Source organism: Solibacillus sp. FSL W8-0372 (assembly GCF_037969735.1).
GTDB classification, from domain to species: Bacteria; Bacillota; Bacilli; order Bacillales_A; family Planococcaceae; genus Solibacillus; species Solibacillus faecavium.
The window spans coordinates 1,779,938-1,797,070 of sequence record NZ_CP150204.1 but is presented as its reverse complement, the minus strand read 5'-3'; the positions used below and the strand labels follow the sequence as shown (position 1 = coordinate 1,797,070).

Sequence of the window (17,133 nt, the reverse complement as noted above, 5' to 3'; positions counted from 1 at the left end):
TATAGAATGAATACGGAAATATATCTTGTAAGACACGCCCATTCAGTTTTTGATATAGAAAACGAAGAATTTAGAGGCTTATCTGATAAAGGTAGAAAAGATGCTGAAAAAGTAAAAGAAATATTAAGTTCGGAATCCATTGATCATATCGTATCCAGCTCATATGTAAGAGCAATTCAAACTGTAGAAAGTTTATCGAAATTGATTAATAAAGAAATTGAAAAGGATTACCGTTTTAGAGAAGGTTGTTTAGCTGCTGCCGACTACATATTTGAGGATCCAGTCGAAGCGTTTAAATATTCAATGGAAAATCCAGATTTCTCTTATCCGGGCGGGGAATCATGCAATGAGGTGAAGGAGCGCGGACTTGCAGCTCTAAATGAACTGTTACATAAATATAAAGGGAAAAAGATTGTCATAGGAATTCATGGAAATATAATGACGAATATTATGCATCACTTCGATCGTACTTATGATTTTAATTTTTGGAAGTCTACAACAAAGCCTGACATTTATAAGCTCTCTATTAGTGAAAGCAATCAATTACTAAATACTGTTAGGTTATGGGAAGAAAGCTAAATATTATAAATCCTGATAAGCTGAAAATTAAACTGCACTTACACTTGTTTAAATCTAACAAATGTAAGTGCAATTTTTTTTGTGGACCCTATAGTTCTTTTTTTATTTTATGAGCATAAATCGTTTATTTTTTGCAATGAGCAGAGTAATAATAAGTACAATAGCAACTGAAATCGCTAATAATTGTAGTCCTAAGATATAATCTAATGATTCACTTGCTAAGAAAAAGTTATATTGTTTTGAAACGATCCTTCCAACTTGAATATAAGATGTTGGAACGTTTTCAATATCCCAAAAATAACCGACATTACGACTCAAATAAAACCTTTCACCAAAAATTAAAAGGGTACCGACAGCTAAATTCACCATTTCATGACGGAATAACACGCTGCACAGTATTACAACCGCTATAACAACGAGGAACCACATCAAAATAAGTGCAAGTGATTGTGCTAAAAATGTACCAAGTGTCATCATGTCAAAACTGCCTACTTGTTGCCATTCCGATATGTTTGTAAAGACGGGGGAAGGTAGCTGAAAATGACCAAAGCCTGAGCGCATACCGATTACAACAAAGCCTACAAGTAACGGGAGAAACAATGCCAGACTTCCAATATAAGCAACGAACATTTTCGAAAGCAGCTTTTTCCAGTCGGTTAAAGGAAAGCCCTTTAAAACGGAAGGATGAAGGCGGTCTTTTAACACAACATCGATTGCCAATAGTAAGGCACAAGTAATTAATATAATTGACAATGGGCCGTTTAATAAGCGCTCAACCGTCTGTAATGCGGTGCGTTGTTCAAACTGGTTAATGGATAACTCATAATCTGCTTTGGCGAAAGCCCCGTAACGTGCATATTGCTCTAGCGAATTATAAAAGCCTCGATCAAATGCCAATTCTCGTTGTGACATATAGTAGCGTGAGTTGTACGTGATATGCTCATTATAATAGGTCATATAATTTGTTAAGAAGTACCATTCACTCGTTACCTCGGCATATTTTTTCAAATCGCCTGTATCCAGTGTGTCTAATCTAGCTTTGTCTAATGGATTGACTTCACTGAACGTATGGTAGGCCATTATTGTCATAGGATGAATATCTTCAAAACCTCGTTTCTCGATGTCAACAATAAACTCTTGTCGTGTTAAATAACGTGCTTCGATTTCTTCACGATCTACCTTTTCTATCGGATCGTAGGCAGGAGCTACTTTATACGCGTAAAAAAACGCAGCAAATGTTAAAAGTATGTAGATGAATATGTTTTTCTTATTCATAAAAAATTGCTTAAATTCTATTTTTAAATATTCTCGCATAATGTTCCCCCTAAGATGCTAAACCAACTACCCCTAAAAAATTTATTTAAACGGTATGTAGTAGGTAAGGCAAAGTCTCTTCTTGTTGTGTTAAATAGATACGCATCTCACTTTCTATTTATTTTTTATAAGTTCGTTATAAATAATAGAATAATTAAAATTTCTAAATTTTACAATTATATGGTATATAAGTATTGTATTGAAGGGCAAAAGACGTCATTTTTAAAAGCCCATATTTATAACGGGGTGTTTCGATTCTTTGATAAGATAACAAGTAGCGCGGTATGGTATTAATTTACTTCTGCCTATATTAATCTTCCAAATTATAACATATAATTACATACTAAAGTTCTGAAATGTCGACGAAGGATACAAAACAGTTAATAGGAGCATTCTTTCTGAGGTTAAGCCCATGATTGATGCGAAAGGAGCATTACCTATTTGAACAAAAGTAAAATATTATGGGGTATTTCAATTGTACAGTTTTTGGCGATGCAAATATGGTTCAATTTCTCAGCCGTTATGCCTGTAATTGAAGATGAATGGGGACTAACTTCTTCACAATCAGGGATTATTATTGCCTTTTTTCATATTGGTTATGTCGGAGCAATTATATTTTATAGTCTATTGATAGATAAATATAACCCTAAGTACTTTATTGTAATTGGAGCATTAATAGCTGGCCTTTCAGGAATTGCTTTTGCCGTTGTGGCTGAAGGATTTTGGTTGACCTTGTTATTAAGAATGATTTCCGGGATTGGTATAGCAGGTATCTATGTGCCGGGAATGAGGATTTTAACTGATTTATTTCCTGTAAATAAAAGAGGCGAGGCAGTAGGAATATATGTAGGCTCATTAGTGGTAGGTTCCGGATTTTCATTGCTCGTTTCCGGATTTTTAATCGAATTCATTGGCTGGCAAGGTGTCATATTCATTACATCCTGTTTAAGTATTATCGGTTCATTGCTAATGATTTATATAAAGATTCCTGATTTAAAAAGCGGGGAGAATTCACTTAAATTTCAGTGGAATGTTATAAAAAAAGTGTTAAAAAAGAAAAATCTTCTCGTCAATGCAGGCTATGCAGGCCATTCATGGGAGTTATATGCCATGTGGGCATGGATCGGTCCATTTCTAGTTTATTACTATGGGGTTCAAGGATTAGAACAAACAGAAGCGATTCGGTATGGAAATATTACAGGTGCACTCGTAATCATGGTTGGAGGAATTGCAACATATGTAGGTGGAAAGCTATCTGATCAGTTCGGTCATATTAAGGTGGCAAACTTCTTTTTAATTATTAGTATTTCCTGTTCATTAATGATTGGCTGGTTAGATTTTGTTCCTATGATCCTCATGTTCATATTACTTTTGATTTATGGTTTTTCAATTGTCGCAGATTCACCAATTTATAATGTAGCGATAACAAACGTCTCTGATCCAGATGTCATAGGATTAGCTTTAGGAGTCCAGTCAGTTATTGGGTTCACAGTGACCATTTTTTCACCAATGATATTCGGCTTTTTATTACAATCATTTAGCTGGGGAATAGCTTTTACAGTCATTGGCATTGTAACAATTATTTCGCCTATATGTATGCTAGTTTTGAAAGGGCAGAAAGACTAATCTTGATTTTCTGCGCATTTCCTAAATAAGTGAGAAACGTCTCAAAAGGTTAAAGTGCTATTATCCGGATAAGATTGTTCGTTTGTCAAAAGTATAAAATACTCACAGAAAATTCGCTTCAATAAATGGTTAAATTTCATTAGCAAATGGAACAAAAGTTGATTTCTTTGATGTATATATGTTTAGTAATACTGCAAGATGTGAAAAGGTAAAGGAATTAACATTATATAGAGTAGCTGGACAAGTTGAATCGTGAATGCGAAAAGGGGAGGAAAAACAATGACGAAGGTTTCGTGGTCAAGATTAATGTTCTTTACAATGCTGATCTTTGTATTGGCTTTGGCAGCATGTGGCAATGCTGATACTTCAGACGAAGAATCAACTGATGACTCGGATGCTGCAACAGAAGAAAGCACTGATGAAAGTACAGATACAAATACAAGTGCAGAATCTAAACCAAAAGTTACTAAGTTTGAACCAGCATTTCCAGAACAAACAAGAGCACCTAAAGTAGTGACTGAAACAGAACTTGATGTGGAAGTTGTTGTTGAAGGTCTTGGCGTTTCTTGGGGGATGGTTGAGTTTGATACAAACCGCTTACTTGTTACACAAAGAGAATCAGCAGAACTTCTTATTATAAACCTTGAAGATGGCTCTGTTTCAGATCCGATCGAAGGTACACCCGAAGTAAATAACGAAGGTCAAGGTGGTTTACTTGATGTAACCATTGCACCTGATTTCGACGAATCAAGATTAGTATTTATGACGTTTTCTCAAAATATTGAAGGTGGAACTGTCACTGCTGTCGGTAAAGGCGTTTTATCAGAAGATGAAGCCTCACTTGAAGACTTTGAAGTAATCTTCCAAGCAGTACCAGCATATGATGGGGCCTTACACTATGGTGGACGTATTATCTTTGATGTTGAAGGCAACCTATTTTTAACAACTGGGGAACGTTCAGATGATCCAATTCGTGAACGTGCACAAGACTTAGATGCTTACTTAGGTAAAGTAATTCACATTACACAAGATGGAGAAGCAGTAGACACGAATCCATTTATCGAAAATGAAAATGCACTAGATGGTATTTACAGCTACGGTCACCGTAATATTCAAGGTGTCGACTTCCACCCTGAAACAGGAGACTTATGGATTGTTGAATTCGGTCCACAAGCTGGGGATGAACTGAATATTATTAAACCAGGTTCTAACTATGGATGGCCAATTGTTTCTTATGGTATCGAGTACACTGGTGATTTAGTAAATGATGGTATTTCAGAACACGAGGAGCAAGGCTTTGTTGAACCAGTATATTACTGGGATCCCACAAGTGCACCAAGTGGTATGTCATTCTATGATAACGACGCAATTCCTGAATGGCAGAACAACTTGTTCATCGGTGGTTTAGCGCCGAACTATATTGTACGTGTCATTATTGAAAATGGTCTTGTCGTTGGAGAAGAACGTCTATTAACTGAAGAAGCCCAACGTTTCCGTGATATACTTGTAACTGAGGATGGCGCGCTTATTGCAAGCACTGATGGCGGTCTGATTTATAAGATTTCTGCAGCAGGTGAAGGTAACTAAGTTTAAGGCGATGACGCTGAATAATTTATTATTCTCTAAAAGCACCCAACCTTATGTCAATGTCATTAACTTAAGGCGCTTGACAATATTAAAGAAGCAGGCGTTCATGGGTTTCCATGAACGCCTGTTTCTTTTTTGCTGCCTGTGCAGATTGGAGATATAAAAGTGAGAGTAAGAATGAACCGGATTGTACGGAAGAATTAGTGAAATGGCATTTTTGTAGATTTGAATTGGCCATTTTCTTGAATAAGAGAAATGGTTAATTATGTTAGAATATAAGTAAAGCCGACTTAATAGGGGGAGAATACATATGGAAAATAAAATGATCTATGGAATGAAAATGAATATTCATCAAAGGGATCCACACACTATTCAAGTTTATATCTTAGATGTAAAGGATGGAGAACATCCACATCATGTGACAACTATAGAACATTCTTCAAAGCACCCTAGCAAAACAAAACCGAATGGTGAACCTTATGCACGTGTACATGACAATCTTTTTAACGTCTTAAAATCCCAACTTGTAAAAGAAGGCAAATGGATCGACTAATAAAATTTTAAAAAGTGTAAAATAAGTAATTTTTGATTTTTGCATTTACCACTATTCAGTAATCGGCCGCAATTCTTGAAGATGAATTGTTAACATTTCAAACACAGCTATGGTAAAACATGGTTGTGTTTTTAAATATAATTAAATTCTAAGATTCCTCTAGACTTGACTTCAAATGTCTTTTTCGTTTTTTACTTAATTTGTTTTACTTTCATCGACCTCTACTGGCAATACAACTGTATCTCCATTTGAATGCTGGTTCTGTCTATCCGAAGAAACCGTGATTGCGTCGTTTACAGTGCCGATTTCTTTTACTGCTTCTTCATCAGCGTACTCTGCGGAATCATCAATACTTCTTACATGAATTTTTTTGGTTAAATCTCGATTCGTTATTAGTAATAAACTGACCTTTTCCATTTAGAATTAAGCTGTTACATTCAAAGTGGAATAAGCAATACATCAAATATTTAAAAAGGTTTTGATAGGTTTTGAAATTCAAAACGAATGATAGAGTGAACGGATCTTTCGCGAAAAACGTTTTGAAATGAGGTGTCATATGGACGAGAAAATAATTTCATTAATTAAATCCAAACAAGAAAAAGGCATTAAATTGTTACTTGAACAATACGGGGGACTCATTAAAGCTATTGCGCTCAAATATCTGGCTAGTAGACCTCAAGAATTAGAGGAAACAATGGCAGATATAACGATTGCTATTTGGTATCATATCGAGGACTTTGATTCGAAGAAAAACACATTCAAAAATTGGGTAGCAGCCATTGCGAAATTTAAAGCAATCGATGCTTTACGAAAATTAGAGCGACAAGTTCCCACAGCGGAGCTACAAGATAATTTACCATTGCTAGAGTCTAAACAAATTGACTGGCAAATAGTGCTGAATAGTTTACCTATTGAAGAACGTCAAATTTTTGAAAGCTACTATTTTAAAGGGAAATCAACGACAGAAATAGCAGAGCAATTTAAAACGAAACCATCCTGGGTCCACAATAAATTATCACGAACAAGAAAGAAACTAAAAGATCAATTATTAAAAGGGCGGGTGTAAAGATGAGCATTTATAAAGAGTTAAATGAAGTCGATATTAATTTAAGTGAATTTGACGTGTCACCGCTTACCAATTATGAGAAAAAGCGTGTACAAAAACTCGTGAAAAAGAAATTAAAATTAGTGAAGTCCCATAAAGGGATGGGCGTTGCAGCAGCTACTCTGGCAATTGGCTTATTAGCTATGAATCATCAAACGATTGCCAATATGCCGTTCATAGCAGCATTACTAGAAGATTGGCAAGGAACTGAACAAGTGGATTGGTTACCTTACAAAACAGTGATTGGTGAAAACCGTACGACAGAAATGGGCGATTTAACATTAAATGAAGTGCTTGTTAATTACGATAAAATAATGATTAGTGCAACGTTTGATAAAAATGAAGAGACCGTTTTCTCTTATCGACATCAATTAATGCCTACTGTCCTCATTAATGGTGAAAAAGTTGAAACGAAAGGTACATCAGCACAATCGATTGCACAAAACAGTGCAATGTATGCAATTTATAGTGAGATTACATTAGCTGAGCCAGTAGCGGATGCCAATTTTGATGTACAAATTACGTATGACAAAATGCATACAGCAGAGACAAAAACGCTGGAAGGGGAAACACTTGAACAACCGTGGGTATTTGACATAAAGGCTTCTCAGCTTACTGTCCAAAATGAAACAACGGTGCATGATTTACATCAAACGATACAATTACAAAATGACGAGCAATTTGTAATTGATCGGATCGTAACAACGCCGATTTCTACAACCATTTATTATAGTGGTTTTTCATCTGATCGCTCACCGAATATTAATCTTTTTGATGCGGAGGGGAACCGTTATCACTGGAATTCTGCATACGGAAATGATGATGGTACGGGAGAAATTAATTATACAGGTGCATCCTTTGTAGAGAGTGAGCTTTTCATCCAAGTTTTCTCTACTTCCACAGAAGATGATGCAATCAGTGGAAAAGTAAAGATTTTAAATTAATTTTTGATTTATCAGTTCCAGGCATCCATACAAATTTAGACGTAAAGAGGCACTGAGCTTATTCACTTAGTGCCTCTTCGCTTTATATGAAACTAAATTTCACAGTAAAATGAATGAGTGATAGGAATATTTGTAAAAATAATTATAAAAAAAGTCACCAAATGATATTTTCAAGTGTGTAGTAAGTGAAGAAAGGAGTTGATAAGCTTTGCAACAGGTTATTTCTACGACTGATATAGAGATAAATATAGATCGAATTATAGATACATACGGAAATATGTTATTTCGGATATGCCTAGTTATTTTATGCAACGAATCCGATGCTGAAGATGCTGTGCAAGATACATTTATAAAATATTTATCGAAGGTGCCTACTTTTAACGATTCCGAACACGAAAAAGCTTGGTTCATTACGGTAGCAACGAATCGCTGTAAAAATATGCGACGATACAATATTATTCGTAGACACCTAGATATAAATGACTTGCAGCTTTATTGTAAAAATGAAGAAAATTACGGTTTACTTGAAGCTCTTATGAAACTGCCTCACAAGCAAAAGGTCGTATTATTACTCCACTATGTAGAAGGCTATAAGGTAGAGGAAATAGCGAAAATACTTACCATTACAGTAGCAGCAGTTAAAAAGCGATTACAGCGAGGTAGAGAGCTTCTTCGCCAAAGTTATCGAGAGGAGGAACAATATTGGATGAACGTAAAATAAAAGATGCTGTTATCTCAATTGAAATGTCTAAGGTAATAGAAAATCGGTTGAAAAAGAAGTGCTATGACCAAAAACGAGAAAAGTCACTTCACATCAATTTTAAAAAGTGGGGTTCAGTCGCAAGTGTGTTCGGCATTCTTTTACTATTTCTGTTCAACTTGCCGTTTACTAATTATTACGGTAATTCTCAATTAGTCAATTTTACGATTACGGCTTATGCGGCGGAAAGCACAGGTCATCAACTTTTGAAAGAAAAAACGACATTCGATTTAGGCGTGTTAGATCGTTTAGATGCTATAACTTATATAATTGGGGACGGAGATAAGTTAATTTTTACCGATGTTTCACTTCAAGTTTCCGGAGATAATATCGACGTTATTTCATATGAAATTAATAATGGAACTTTTATAGAGGATGTCATCTTGTCTAAGGAAGAAGTAGCCAACAAGGATCAGCTAGTACTAGAAAAAATTAACTATATACTGAATGAACCTAATTCAGAGATATACAAAGCTATAAAAGACATTGGTAATACCTTTACCGTTAAATATAGCGAGCAGCAGCAATATAAATACTCACTCGCGATTCCTTCTCACAATTCGATAGAAGAGGACGTATTAATTAGTGTAACTGTAACTTATACAGACGGCACTTCTGAAGAACAGGATATTGTTGTAAATCAAGAATCGGATTCTATTTCATTAATACTTAATCAATAATAAATGAGAATTCAATCCCTTTCCGTCCAAATACCGTTGTTTTTTATACATCAATAATTAAAAATAACGTTCCCAAATAAAAGTTTGGGAATACACCAAAAGCCATGAAATGTTGTTAAATCAACGTTTCGTGGTTATTCTAACGAACATTAGATATACAGCTTTTTATGCACAATTAATAAAAGTCTGTGATAGCAAAGGTTGTTGAATGCCTAAAATAAGATTACACATAACCTTAAATGAATAAAATCATGCATGGCTTTTTCACACATTGGGTTGTAGAGGATATTAGAGACTTCATGCGGTTAGCATACAATACAAAAATATTACGGTATTTGAAAAGATTTACAGAAAAATGAATGCTTATATTACTCACCTCAATTTAAGGCGCTACAGAAAGTGGCGGGGGATTGCTGTGTATTCAAACAGTTGTTAGAGCATGTAGAGTTAAAGGATTATCAGTCTGAATATATTAAGCGAATTCGCAAAATGTATGATAGCATTAAATTTGATAAGACTACACCCACATCCATGCTAGAGCATATCCGTTATGATTTTGGTTATGAGCGTACCTTAAAGAAAATGAGTGAGGAATACGGTTTTAATTATGAAAATTTAATAGATATCTTGAATGTACTTGGTTTAATTGCTAACCATACGCCGACAATGATCGAATTTGTGGGTGGTATGAAGCAGCTTGAAAATTTAGCACGCTCGTCTAATAAAAATCAATTGAATGCAATTACACTAACAACATTTCACAGTTCAAAAGGTTTGGAATTTGACCGTGTATACATGATTGACTTGCTTGATGGAATATTACCTAGTGAAGTGGAAGAAGTAACCGAGGAAGAAACGCGACTTTTTTATGTCGGTATCACGCGTGCTATCCGCCATTTGGAATTAATATCTTATAATAAGCGCTTTAAAACAAGTGTGGTGCCATCGAAGTTTATGAATGCGTTGAAACAAATCGTCTCACCACAGGAATTGCCAAAGAAAGTGTCGAAAAGTCCAAGGATAGCACCGAAAAGTCTGAAAAAAGTACAGAAGCAATTCTTTAATGAGCGCACCATTACAAACAAGTCAGCGTTAATCGTTGGCTCAAAAGTTAAGCATGTGATTTTTGGTGAAGGGGAAATTTTAGCTGTTACAGGTAGCACGATTGAATTGTCATTTGCTACGGGGATTAAAAAGTTTTCTACGGATACATGTATACAGCAAGGATATATAGAAACGATGAAAGTTTAAACGAAGCGTATTCGAAATCATTTCGAATATGCTTTTATATTGGGTTCCTATATGGAAAAGGCAAGGTGAATGGTATACTATTCGCGCTACCGTCCATGCCAGAGTGCAGTATCATTCGTAATGCTCAGACGGTTAGTCAGGCACGAATAGCATTTATTTTTGCGAACTAACCATATAATCTAAACCTTTTCACCTTCTATATACATTCACTATTTTATCAGGCACCGATGGAATTTATTATGGAAATCGGGTAAAGTGGAATGGATAATTTGTTTTTACAGGAATTAAACACCAGGAGGAGCTGGGGATATAAATGAAGGTCTTAATTATTGAGGACGACCGAAACATTCAACAGTTTTTGTTGGCTGCATTAAAACGGTTAAATCCAACGATACATATATCTCTAACTGATAATGCAACAAAGGCATTGATAATTGCACAAGAGCAGTATATTGATTTTTTTATTATCGATATTCAATTAGTAGATTACAAGGGGACAGATCTCGCAAAACAAATCCGTACAATGCCTCAATATCAGTTTACGCCCATTGTATTTGAAACCGGGATTGTGACGGAAGAACTGTATGCCTATCGGGAGCTAAAGTGCTTTTATTACTTAGTAAAGCCATATACAGAAGTCGAATTTTGCAAAGTTATTGAGGACGTGTTTTCCTTTTTATCGTATACAGCTACGGATGAAAAAACATTAAAAATTGAGCAAAAGGGATTTCTGTTTGAATATTTCTTAAAGGATATTTATTATATCGAATCATTTGGGAAGAAAATGTGTATTCATCTACAACGAGATGGAAAGCTGGATGAGGTGATGATTTCAAGCTATTCACTGAAAAGAATGTTAGAGCTTGTGGATGAACGTTTTGTTCAAGTACATAAAAGTTATATCGTTAATAGGGATAAAGTGGAAATGGTTGATAAGGCAAAGCAACTTTTAAAGCTACGAGGATTTGAAGCAATAATTCCAATTGGGTTTAAATTTCAGGATGTGTTGAAATAAGGGTGATTAAATGACAGCAATGTTAGATATTATAACGCTCTGGTTGCTTACGTGCTTGTTTTTCCGAGAGCAGCTAAAGTGGCGTATAGGTCATGTGATTTGGATTGGCTTATTAGTTGGCTTAATTTATATGAGCAATCGGGATATTTCGATGAACACAGATGTACTAGAACGCGTAAGCATTTTGCCATTTGATTATATAGAAACGTTAATTATATTTTGTATTTTAACGCTTTTGGCCAATAGCTATTTATTTAAACGGGAGCATGTAACGATATTATTAATGACGCTACTGAGCTTAATTGTCTGGCTTATCGTGAGGATGCAGGCAGTATTGATTGCGGAGCTACTAACTTTACAAGGTGTATGGAACCATATTTTGGGTCTAGTGATAGCACTGCTCCTTGTATTAGTTTTCACACGTTATATCGGCTATGTTTCTTTTGAAAAAATGACGTTACTTCAGCAATTTGTGTTGTATAGTGTATTTTTCGGCAGCATGGCGACATATGGCTTTTATATGGTGGGTATATCAACTATTATAGAGCGTATTTTGATTGGATGTTCTATATTATTATGTGTGTTTTTTACGTTGTTTATTTATACGCAAAAGCGCCAGCAGGCAATGCTTGCACGTCTACAAGCAACGGAGGAATATGTGCCGGTTATCGATGAACTCGTTATGGAGGTACGTTCTCGCCAGCATGAATTTTCTAATAAAATGCTTGCCATTACAAGTATTTTAGAAACTGCTGATTCGATACAGGAGGCAAAGGATAAAATTATCCAGTTTACAGACACTGTAAAGATGCAACCACATCAACAACAGTTATTAACGATAGGGCAAAAAATTGTCGCTGGCTTTTTATATGCTAAGCTTCGTCGTGCCGAGCAAATGGGCATTAAGGTTGAAATCGATTTCGCGCTCCCTCCTTATAAAATGCCTTGTGAAGAATCGGATTTAGTTGAGATTTTAGGGATTTTACTTGATAACGCCTTTGAAGCATGTAAGAGCGGGGAAACGGTCGTGCTAGTTTGTAAGCTGGAAGGGGAGCATGTACGCATCGAGGTCAGCAATCCATCTCCAGTTATGTCGAACGACCAAATGATGAAAATGTTTGAATTAGGTTATTCATCAAAGAGTGGGAAACGCGGGTTTGGTCTTCATAATTTCAAGCAAATTGCAAAGCAGTATAACGCAAAAATTATTTTGAGAAATGAAATGAATAAGCTGACGATTGGTCTTCTATTTACGGAATGAAATATGGTTTTACGGGAATGAAAAAGTTTACGTTCCTGTAAAACCTTTCTTTATGCTGAAGTGGTTGTTTTTAGTTATTTCGTTTTTTATAGTGGGTTGTGAGGAGATGGTGAAATGCAAAATTTATTAAAAAATGAGTGGTATAAAATCAAGCTTCCTTTTAGTATTACGTTCCTATTTTCGATATTAATAGTTTGTATCACTACACTAATAACTTATAAGACTTATCAAGTGGAACAGCAGTTAGAAGTGTATGAATTAGGGTTCCAGTATTTTGGATTGTTTTATGCTCTTGTAGCAGTAGTACCTACAGCGTGGCTTATGTATTTTGAGCGAAAAACGCATTTCATTAAATACACGCTGCCACGAGTGAAACAGCGTACGTATATTTTGTTAAAGGTACTCGTGAGCATGACAACCGGCTTTATTATTGTATTTGGCATATCGATTACGAGTTTAATCGTTGCGCTTTATGTTGTGCCACCCGTCCCACCAATTATATCTAGTTTTGATTCTCTCACGGGAGAGCCTATAAGCGTAAGAGAAATGAGGATTTTTGGTGAAATGTTCGTAAAGCATCCATTTCTTTATGGTTTTATTTCTAGTATATGGAAAGGCATTATTGGCTCATTAGTAGCATTATTTGGCTTCGTTTTAAGCTTATACAGTCAGAATTTATTTGTAATTTTAACAGGTCCCTTTTTATATACGATTTTAGAAAACTATTGCTTGTCTGTTTTTGGATTAGAAGAATATAGATTAATAACTGCTTTTGAGCCTTCATCTATTTGGGTAAAAGATTTATCGTGGTTAAGCTTTGTTGTAGGACCCATTTTATTAATAATAGTCATATTTTGTTACGGATTATATATGCAATTTGTTGCAAAAAAATCTGTTTATGAGCAGTAAGTGTGACAATGAAACAACTAATAAAATTTCATTTTAGGCAGATGGTGACAAAGTTTTGGGCAGGCTTTCTTATTTTACTTAGCATTCTTTGCTTGGCGAAGCGTCAGCAGTATGAGGGCAACGGAAGTGTATTTGTACTAATGGTGTTAACAGATCATTATTTAATTATCTTTTTGATGACCCCGGTGTTTTTACATTGCATTTCTCAAATTTATAGAGAGCCACACATGGTAGAACTAATTCGCGTGCGAAAGTTTTACCGAGTGATACTAGCAAAATGGATGGCAGTCGTTATTTTTTCTGTACTCTTTGTTGTAAGTATCATTACTGTAGCGAGCTTAATGACGATTGGTTTAGATTTCCATTCGAATTGGGTTGGCACGATAAGTAATGATTTGAAAACGTATTTAATGGAAACATTTCGCTCACCAAAAGATGGAATTGTATTGACGATGAGCTTTACGATTCTTGGTTATAGCTTTGTTGGTTGTACTTTCGTGACAGCAGCGCATTATTTTTCGAGAAAAGGGACTTATGCCATCGTTGTCGCAAGCTATCTTGTTATGATTATTTCCTTTAAAATGCCCTGGATGGATATATTGAAGCAAATCTCGATGAGTCGCATTATTATTTTGCACCACAATTTCACGGGAAGTTTTACGTGGCAAGAGACCCTTTTTATTATGATTACAGGGATATTGCTACAGATTGTAATAATGAAAAAGTGGTGGTATGTCGGTGAGTTGAAAAGGGGCAGATCACTAGTACTCCGTAAAGGATTGTTTCGATATTATGGACGTATTCTTTTTGCAAAGGATCCTATGATAATCTGGCTTGCGGGGCTAATTTTACTTGTGGCAATGAAAGCATCAGATCGTGAAGAGACACTACAGTATTTTATTGTGCGATTATTTTATGGGTATAGAATCGGTGATATTCATCCATTTACTTGGCTAGAACAATTAATTTATGTGGGTATACCAGTTTACTTATTTGCAACGTTTATGCAAAGTTGGTTAGTCAAAAGAGATTGGCAATTGTATATTCGAACACGGTATAAAAGGCGTTGGATTCAGGCCATTTTACTGCTTATGGGGTTATATGCATTCAGCTATGTACTCTTGACGTTTTTGCTTATATTTGGTGCAACTGTATTGTTCGATAAAGTATTTGTTATAGATGGTGGCCAGCTTGCCTATTTACTTAGTATGAAAACCCTTGAAATTGTGTTGTTATTAGGGCTTTTATTTTTGCTATTTGTGATGACAAATAAGGTGATATTATCCTTTTTGTTTATAATGGGGCTATATGTGATAAATTATTTGCCATTTGAATGGACCAGCTACAACGTGGCAGGTATTGGACAACTAGCACGAATTGAGGAAATGAATCAGTCCATGCTTGGAATGATAGCAGTTGGTTTTAGTTATTTAGTAGTTTTAATGATTTCCATAAGTTGTACTTATAAAAGATATTTTGTAGGAAGGTGAGTTAAATGGTATTGGCAATTGAATTGGAGGACGTAACGAAGCAGTTTGCAGGACATGTCGTATTAGATCAAGTTCAGTTGAAGGTGGTACAAGGTAAATCAGTTGGAATTGTTGGTGGAAATGGTAGTGGAAAATCGTTGCTATTTAAACTAATTTGCGGATTTGAAAAACCAACAAGCGGTAAGGTCAAGATTCGCCAGCAAATTTTAGGGAAGCAGCTAGACTTCCCTGAAAATGTCGGGGTGTTTATTAATGAGCCGGGATATATCGAGCTTTATTCAGGTTTTAAAAATTTGCAGTTTTTAGCAGCGATCAATAATAAAATTTCGGCAAAGGAAATTAAGGAATCCATGGAGCTAGTCGGTCTTAATCCCAACAATAAAACGAAGGTCAAGGATTACTCACTTGGGATGAAGCAAAAACTCGGTATTGCACAAGCACTCATGGAAAATCAAGACATTTTAATTTTAGATGAGCCATTTAACGCACTTGATTATAAGACGTATCAAGATATGAAGGATATTATTCAACGGCTGAAGGAGCAAGAGAAAACAATTTTGCTAACGAGCCATCATTTTGCAGATATTGAGGAGCTTTGCGATGATATATACGTGATTGAAGAAGGGCATTTAATGCCTTTGTCAACAAGTATGAGGGCAGCATTTTTACAAAAGTAATTTGAACATATAAATGAAAGGGAGGTGAAAGAAATCTATGATGAAAATAATTCTGCCATTATTAGTTTATTCGGTTATTTGTATACTTGCAGTTTTGCTACCAGCCTCTGATGGATATAACACAATAAGTTGGAAACTTCTTGTTGGACAAATTTATGCAATCCCAGCGTTAATTATTGCTATTTTAGCCTCTTTATTTCTGAATAAAAGAATTTCACATAGACAATAGAATCTTTAAGCGATAACACTTTTTGCGTCATTAAGCATCACAAATAGAAAATTAGAAAAAAGAATTTGTGGAGCTAAATATCGAATGAAGGTATAATAGGTAATCTTTCTGATAAAAATACAGAATATAGATTAAGTAACTTTTCACAGAAGTAATCACCATTCTTGACGGGTTACTTCTGTGAAAGCATGATTGCTAAATAGATTAGTGTCATCTGTCAGAATTAGAAATTGATCATGAGAGCGATTGTAAAAGATATAACATTTCACATATTGTGTCCTAACCATTTACTTCTATATAAAAATCCCTTGCTAAGCATTAATAAATAAAACATATTTATAAAACAGTTATAAAAACTACTCAAAGGGAAGCCTATTATTAATTTTCCATTTTAGGGACACGGTCATAATATATATTATAGGAAGTTACATCTCGTTTCAAAAGTATACTTATAACAGTGAGACGAAATGCGAAATACGCCTTGAGTTAGTTGAATTTATTTTAAGTCTAAATCCAGCTAACTCAAGGCGTATTTTAATGAAATAAATATTTAATTGTATATACTTTTTTAACAATTAAATTTAACTTTCAATTTATACGCAGCATTACTTTAGAATCTAGTCAACTTAATATAAAAAATATAAAGTTATAGAACTTCGAGCTGCTGGAACAAACTTTCTTAATCATTTTCATCAAGTGGCTTGCTGATCTTTAATAACTAGCATATTTGATTCGTCGAATTCCCAATCTTCTCCGTAAGCAACTTCCCAATAGTAGCCGTCAAGATCCGTGAAATATCCACCGTAACCGCCCCAATCATTCTTTTTAGGCTCTTTATGAACGGTTGCGCCTGATAATTTTGCTTTATTAATAATTTCATCTACTTCATCAATTGATTTTGCATTATAAGCGAGTGTAATTCCTGTAAAACCACTTGAAATAGCTGGCGGATTCTCTTTATTAATATCTTTTGCAAGCTCCTCTAATGGATACAAGGCAATTTTTGTTCCTTCATTTTTGAAGAAAATAATGAAAGGGTTCGATTCTGTTCCTCTAATCGATGTATGAAATCCTAGACTTTTAAAAAAATTATGAGACTTTACAATATCTTTTGTTCCGAGTGTTATAAGATTTAATCTATTCATAGTTATCC

Annotated in this window: 18 protein-coding genes; 15 read left to right on the top strand and 3 right to left on the bottom strand. The window is 35.0% G+C overall.

Annotated features, from left to right (window positions below):
- The first annotated feature begins 6 nt into the window (after window positions 1-6).
- Window positions 7-579, top strand: a complete 573-nt coding sequence (locus MKY13_RS08830; protein ID WP_339216583.1) for a histidine phosphatase family protein — start codon at window positions 7-9, stop codon at window positions 577-579.
- A 102-nt stretch (window positions 580-681) separates the two neighbouring features.
- Here the strand turns inward: MKY13_RS08830 and MKY13_RS08825 are convergent, their stop codons facing one another.
- Window positions 682-1,893 carry an ABC transporter permease gene (locus MKY13_RS08825; protein ID WP_339216580.1) on the bottom strand — a complete coding sequence of 404 codons (1,212 nt, stop codon included), beginning with the start codon at window positions 1,891-1,893 and terminating at the stop codon, window positions 682-684.
- A 441-nt stretch (window positions 1,894-2,334) separates the two neighbouring features.
- Here MKY13_RS08825 and MKY13_RS08820 point away from each other — a divergent pair, with 441 nt between their 5' ends.
- From MKY13_RS08820 to MKY13_RS08810, 3 genes are all read left to right on the top strand, one after another.
- Window positions 2,335-3,519: an MFS transporter gene (locus tag MKY13_RS08820; RefSeq protein ID WP_339216578.1), complete on the top strand. Its 1,185-nt coding sequence runs from the start codon at window positions 2,335-2,337 to the stop codon at window positions 3,517-3,519.
- A gap of 279 nt (window positions 3,520-3,798) precedes the next feature.
- Complete coding sequence (locus tag MKY13_RS08815) at window positions 3,799-5,106, top strand: PQQ-dependent sugar dehydrogenase (protein ID WP_339216576.1); 1,308 nt, start codon at window positions 3,799-3,801, stop codon at window positions 5,104-5,106.
- A gap of 310 nt (window positions 5,107-5,416) precedes the next feature.
- Window positions 5,417-5,659 (top strand): hypothetical protein, encoded by a 243-nt coding sequence (locus MKY13_RS08810; RefSeq protein ID WP_339216574.1) that lies wholly within the window; start codon window positions 5,417-5,419, stop codon window positions 5,657-5,659.
- 195 nt (window positions 5,660-5,854) lie between these two features.
- Here MKY13_RS08810 and MKY13_RS08805 read toward each other — a convergent pair whose 3' ends face one another.
- Window positions 5,855-6,076 (bottom strand): hypothetical protein, encoded by a 222-nt coding sequence (locus tag MKY13_RS08805; protein ID WP_339216572.1) that lies wholly within the window; start codon window positions 6,074-6,076, stop codon window positions 5,855-5,857.
- Between the two features lie 139 nt (window positions 6,077-6,215).
- On the opposite strand from MKY13_RS08805, the gene MKY13_RS08800 reads away from it, so the two are divergent.
- The 11 genes from MKY13_RS08800 to MKY13_RS08750 all read left to right on the top strand — a co-directional run bounded on the left by MKY13_RS08800 (window position 6,216) and on the right by MKY13_RS08750 (window position 15,980).
- A complete protein-coding gene (locus MKY13_RS08800; protein WP_339216570.1) occupies window positions 6,216-6,725 on the top strand; it encodes a sigma-70 family RNA polymerase sigma factor in 510 nt (169 codons plus the stop codon).
- A 2-nt stretch (window positions 6,726-6,727) separates the two neighbouring features.
- Complete coding sequence (locus MKY13_RS08795) at window positions 6,728-7,708, top strand: hypothetical protein (RefSeq protein ID WP_339216568.1); 981 nt, start codon at window positions 6,728-6,730, stop codon at window positions 7,706-7,708.
- A gap of 208 nt (window positions 7,709-7,916) precedes the next feature.
- Window positions 7,917-8,429, top strand: a complete 513-nt coding sequence (locus tag MKY13_RS08790; RefSeq protein ID WP_339216566.1) for an RNA polymerase sigma factor — start codon at window positions 7,917-7,919, stop codon at window positions 8,427-8,429.
- Complete coding sequence (locus MKY13_RS08785; RefSeq protein ID WP_339216565.1) at window positions 8,411-9,148, top strand: hypothetical protein; 738 nt, start codon at window positions 8,411-8,413, stop codon at window positions 9,146-9,148. Before MKY13_RS08790 ends, MKY13_RS08785 begins: the two co-directional genes overlap by 19 nt.
- Before the next feature lie 429 nt (window positions 9,149-9,577).
- Complete coding sequence (locus tag MKY13_RS08780) at window positions 9,578-10,399, top strand: 3'-5' exonuclease (RefSeq protein ID WP_339216564.1); 822 nt, start codon at window positions 9,578-9,580, stop codon at window positions 10,397-10,399.
- A gap of 313 nt (window positions 10,400-10,712) precedes the next feature.
- Window positions 10,713-11,414, top strand: coding sequence for a LytTR family DNA-binding domain-containing protein (locus MKY13_RS08775; RefSeq protein ID WP_339216562.1), 702 nt, complete (start codon window positions 10,713-10,715; stop codon window positions 11,412-11,414).
- Window positions 11,415-11,424: 10 nt separating this feature from the next.
- On the top strand, window positions 11,425-12,675 hold the full coding sequence (locus tag MKY13_RS08770; RefSeq protein ID WP_339216560.1) for a GHKL domain-containing protein: 1,251 nt from the start codon (window positions 11,425-11,427) through the stop codon (window positions 12,673-12,675).
- Window positions 12,676-12,789: 114 nt separating this feature from the next.
- Window positions 12,790-13,584 (top strand): hypothetical protein, encoded by a 795-nt coding sequence (locus tag MKY13_RS08765; RefSeq protein WP_339216558.1) that lies wholly within the window; start codon window positions 12,790-12,792, stop codon window positions 13,582-13,584.
- Window positions 13,585-13,592: 8 nt separating this feature from the next.
- Complete coding sequence (locus MKY13_RS08760; RefSeq protein ID WP_339216556.1) at window positions 13,593-15,074, top strand: hypothetical protein; 1,482 nt, start codon at window positions 13,593-13,595, stop codon at window positions 15,072-15,074.
- A gap of 5 nt (window positions 15,075-15,079) precedes the next feature.
- Window positions 15,080-15,751, top strand: a complete 672-nt coding sequence (locus tag MKY13_RS08755) for an ATP-binding cassette domain-containing protein (protein ID WP_339216554.1) — start codon at window positions 15,080-15,082, stop codon at window positions 15,749-15,751.
- A gap of 40 nt (window positions 15,752-15,791) precedes the next feature.
- Window positions 15,792-15,980: a DUF4017 family protein gene (locus MKY13_RS08750; RefSeq protein ID WP_339216890.1), complete on the top strand. Its 189-nt coding sequence runs from the start codon at window positions 15,792-15,794 to the stop codon at window positions 15,978-15,980.
- 692 nt (window positions 15,981-16,672) lie between these two features.
- Here the strand turns inward: MKY13_RS08750 and MKY13_RS08745 are convergent.
- Entirely contained in the window at window positions 16,673-17,125 is a 453-nt protein-coding gene (locus MKY13_RS08745; RefSeq protein ID WP_339216552.1) for a VOC family protein, read from the bottom strand.
- Between the last annotated feature and the right edge of the window lie 8 nt (window positions 17,126-17,133).